This is a genomic window from Candidatus Nealsonbacteria bacterium CG07_land_8_20_14_0_80_39_13 (genome assembly GCA_002779355.1).
Lineage (GTDB): Bacteria > Patescibacteriota > Minisyncoccia > Minisyncoccales.
This window is the reverse complement of sequence record PEWS01000005.1, coordinates 1-4,287: the sequence shown is the minus strand read 5'-3', so window position 1 is coordinate 4,287 and position 4,287 is coordinate 1. Positions and strand designations below refer to the sequence as shown.

The 4,287-nt window shown below is 39.8% G+C and carries 3 protein-coding genes and 1 pseudogene (1 of these 4 only partly in view); 2 read left to right on the top strand and 2 right to left on the bottom strand.

The window, feature by feature from the left end:
* Positions 1-112: pseudogene (locus tag COS96_00340) on the top strand (hypothetical protein); it begins 227 nt to the left of the window's first position.
* Positions 102-311 carry a hypothetical protein gene (locus tag COS96_00335; protein PIU44182.1) on the top strand — a complete coding sequence of 70 codons (210 nt, stop codon included), beginning with the start codon at positions 102-104 and terminating at the stop codon, positions 309-311. Before COS96_00340 ends, COS96_00335 begins: the two are co-directional and overlap by 11 nt.
* Positions 312-388: 77 nt before the next feature.
* Here COS96_00335 and COS96_00330 read toward each other — a convergent pair whose 3' ends face one another.
* Positions 389-3,919 (bottom strand): isoleucine--tRNA ligase, encoded by a 3,531-nt coding sequence (locus tag COS96_00330; GenBank protein PIU44181.1) that lies wholly within the window; start codon positions 3,917-3,919, stop codon positions 389-391.
* A 153-nt stretch (positions 3,920-4,072) separates the two neighbouring features.
* On the bottom strand, positions 4,073-4,287 hold a 215-nt coding region (locus tag COS96_00325), incomplete at its 5' end, for a hypothetical protein (protein PIU44180.1).

Here is a 4,287-nt window from a genome sequence, read left to right as displayed (position 1 = left end):
AGATAAAAAGGCTGGAGAGTTTTATAAGGCATCCGGCGAAGAATTCGCAAAAATACATAATCTACTAAAAAAAAGCAGAAGTCAAGAAAAAGCTTTTCGGATTGAGAGGTGAAGAGGTTTTATTTGAAGCCCTCAATGAAGACGGAAAAATGGAAAAAAGAAAACAAGATAGGGAAGCATTTTTAAAAGTATTAAGAACGTTGGATAAAAATATCAATTTGAACAAAGATATCGATAAAGATGCAATTGAGAAAAAGGTTAAGCCCGCAACAAAACCCCTGGAGAAATTAAAGAAGCGTTCGAGGAAATAACCGTTGACACCAAAGAAGAGGAAAGAAGAAACAGTATTTGGGGGACGATAAAGGGATGGTTCGGCTCCAATTAAAATTTATTGTTGTTTGAGGGCGAGCCAGAGGACTTCGCCGTCTATCATTATCTCTTTTTCCAGAATAAGGCCGGCTTTGGCTGTTTTTCTCTCCTCAAGGCCTTTTATTTTAGCATCCCTCAGAACCGCTTCCTTATTTTTCTCAAGGAGCTTACCCAGCTCCGATTTTGCTAAAAACTCAACAGAAACAATATCCACTGACTTCAATCCGGCTTCCTTTCTCATGTCTTGGATATTCCTGATAATTTCCCTGATAGTCCCCTCCTCCTTCAGTTCCGGAGTAATTTCCGTATCAAGCTCTATCGCCTGTTTAAGCTCCGCATCAAAAACTATTTCCTTGACATTAATCTCATCTTTCAACAACTCCAACAGCTCTTTAGCCATTTTTTTGTCAATTTTGAACTTTGAACTTTGAATTTTTAACTTTCTCAATGGCTGTCTTACCTTAATGCCCGCCTTAGCTCTCTCTGCTAAAGCCAAAACGATGGTACCTCTGATTTCAGCCATATTTTTCTCCAGCTCTTTGTCAATCTTTTTCTTGTCCGCTTTCGGCCAATCCTCCAAATGGACAGATTCCGAAATTTGCTTACCAGCCGAAGCTTTAGCGAAAGCGGGAAACTTTAAACCTGAAATTTCTTGATAAATTTCTTCGCTTAAGAAAGGAATGAATGGCGCTGTAATCTTACTCAAAACAAGCAGTATATAACCGAGGAATTTAGAAGCTGTTTCAAGATCCTTTTCAGTTTTCGGCTTCTGGAACTTTTTTCTTGATCTCCTTATGTACCAAAGAGAGAGATCATTAACGATAAAGTCTTCTATCGTTCTGGCCGCTTTTGTAATATCGTAATTATCAAGCAAGGTTGTTGTTTCTAAAATCAGCCCATTCAATCTGGAAAGAATCCACTTGTCCAAGATATCTACTGATTTGCGCTGATTTAAGCGCTGATTACCACTGACACTTTTCTTTGCGTATGTATTATAAAAAACATAGCAATTCCAAAAGGTCATAATGAATTTTCTCAAGCATCCGGCTATATCTTTTTCAGAAAAAACCTTTGATTCGCCCGGCTGGTTGACGGTAAAAAACCACCACCGAATGGCATCAGCTCCATACTTCTCAATTATTTCATCAGGCAGGACAATATTCCCCTTTGACTTGGACATCTTCTCCCCCTTCTCGTCTAAGATATGGCCTAAACAGACGACATTTTTATAAGCCAAATCACCCCTCAAAATATTAGAAAGAACGTGAAGGGTATAGAACCAACCCCTTGTCTGGTCTATGGCTTCGGAAATATAATCTGCCGGAAATTGCGAATCCATGAGCCCCTTATTTTCAAAGGGATAATGATGCTGGGCGTAAGGCATTGCTCCGGAATCAAACCAGCAATCCAAAACATCCGGGAATCTCTCCGCTTCTCCGCCGCATCTTTCGCAATGTAATTTTATTTCATCAATAAACGGCCGATGAAAATCAACTTCGCCGTTCCGATTTAAGGGAATATCTTTAAACGCCATTTCCCTGACTTCGCCAATTTTGATTTCTTTCTTCCCTAAAAATATATTTTTTACAATCTGTCCGGGAGCAAAGCAATTGAGAACTCCCTCTAATAAAGAGAAAGGCGCCTGATGTCCGACCATTAAAATATTCTTGCCCTTGTATTTGGCTTCTATTTTTTCCATAAAACCATACATCCTTTTCATCACCTCAAAATAATTCTCCCCTTTCGGGACTGCTTTATCAAATCTTGTCAGATAATAGTCCATGGGAGCAAGTTTCTTTTCAGGGTCCCAAAATCTACCGACATTTTCTATTTTTTCCCCGTTCAAAATGCCGTTGTCAATTTCCCTGAGAGATTTTTCGGTTTTAATCTTAACGCCCAACTCCTTGGAAATAATTTCCGCTGTCTGCATTGTCCTTAAAATATCAGAACAAAAAATCAAATCTATTTTTTTGTTCTTCAGTTTCTTAACCGCTTTCAAGACTTGCTCTCTGCCCTTTTCAGTTAGGGGATTTTCAAATTTTTCCGGCCAATTAGAGGCGATTTTATTCACATTACCCAAAGCTTCGCCGTGCCTGATAATAAAATAATTATTATTGGCTTTTCCCTGATTAAGCAAATCTTCTTTTGAACCGACCACCATCAAATTATTACAGCTCTTGCATTTCCAAACAGGCAAAGGCGTGCCCCAATATCTCTCGCGGGACAATGCCCAATCCTTAACTTCCTTAAGCCATTCCCCAAATCTTCCGTTTCTTAAATGAGAAGGAAACCAGTTTATCCGCTGGTTAGATTCCATCATTTTTTCCTTAACCTTCGTCGCCTCAATAAACCACGACTCCTTGGCGTAATAAAGCAAAGGCGACTTACATCTCCAGCAGAAGGGATATTCGTGCTCATACAATTCTTTTTTAAAAAGAATTCCTTGTTTTTCCAAATCCTCAATTATTAGAGGATCAGCGTCTTTCACAAAAAGTCCGGCCCATTTCTTCACATTGAGATTAAACTCTCCCTCCCTGTTCACATTAAGAAGAACCGGTAAATTATTTTTTAATCCGGACTCCATATCATCTTCGCCAAAAGCCGGAGCTATGTGAACTAAGCCGGTTCCATCCTCCAAAGAAACAAAATCAGCCGGCACAACCCTGAAAGCTTCTGCAGAAATAGATTCTTCAGGCGGGTAAGGAGCCTCATATCTTAAGCCGACTAAATCTTTTCCTTTAATTTTTTCAATAACCTCTCCTTTGACTCCGCAGGCCTCAATTCTATTTTCAGACAGTATCAGATATTCATTGTCCCCGGTTTTGACTTTCGCATAAGAAAAATTTGGATTAACCGCTATGGCCACATTGCCGGGAATGGTCCATGGCGTTGTTGTCCAGACGAGCAGAAAAGAAGAATTAAATTCCGGATTTTTTATCCTGAACTTAACGAAAATAGCCGGCTCTTTCACTTTTTTATAACCTTGAGCCACTTCGTGCGAAGAAAGAGTAGTACCACACCTCGGACAATAAGGGACAACTTTCTTTCTCTGGAAAAGAAGCCCTTTACTGTAAATTTCTTTTATAATCCACCACAGGCTCTCAATGTAATTATTTTCATAAGTAATGTAAGGATGTTTCATATCCACCCAATAACCTATTCTCTCCGTCATTTCCTCAAAAATCGCCTTATATTCCCAAACTGATTTTCGGCATTCTTCATTAAATTTAGCTATCCCGTAAGTTTCAATATCTTTCTTGTTTTTCAGGCCAAGCTTCTTTTCAATTTGAAGTTCTACCGGCAAACCGTGAGTATCCCAGCCGGCTTTTCTGGCGACATTAAAACCCCTCATTGTCTTATAGCGGGGAATAATATCTTTAAAAACTCTGGCTAAGGCGTGATGAAGCCCGGGAGCGGCATTAGCTGTAGGAGGGCCTTCATAGAAAACAAAGCTTTGGGCTCTTGCCTTTTTCCTTGAGCTTTTCTCAAAGATTTCGTTCTCTTTCCAAAATTTTATTGTTTCTTTTTCTTTTTTAGAAAAATCTTCCATGCTCTAAAGAATATCATTTTTTATCCCTTTTTTCAATGAAAAACGGCTCCGTCTGCAAGGAACTGCTAACCGCCTAACCGTTAAAATTGCCGGCAGACCCCAGCAACCTTTGATTTTAATTTATGCGGAACGCAATAAATTTTCAAAGAAAATTTAATCGTTCCAACAGAGTTGAACGTTAATTTTGCTAAGCAAAATTAACGTTCTTACGCTATGCATTTGTTTGACGAAATCAGAACCTTTTTTGAACGGAACTGATGGCGCGCTCCGCGCGCCAAACTGAACGCTCGGCCGGGCAAAAAGGAAGGGGGTTGGAGAGTGGACGTCCACCAGGAATTTTTGCCCGCCCTCGCTTTCCGCCGCCGCCG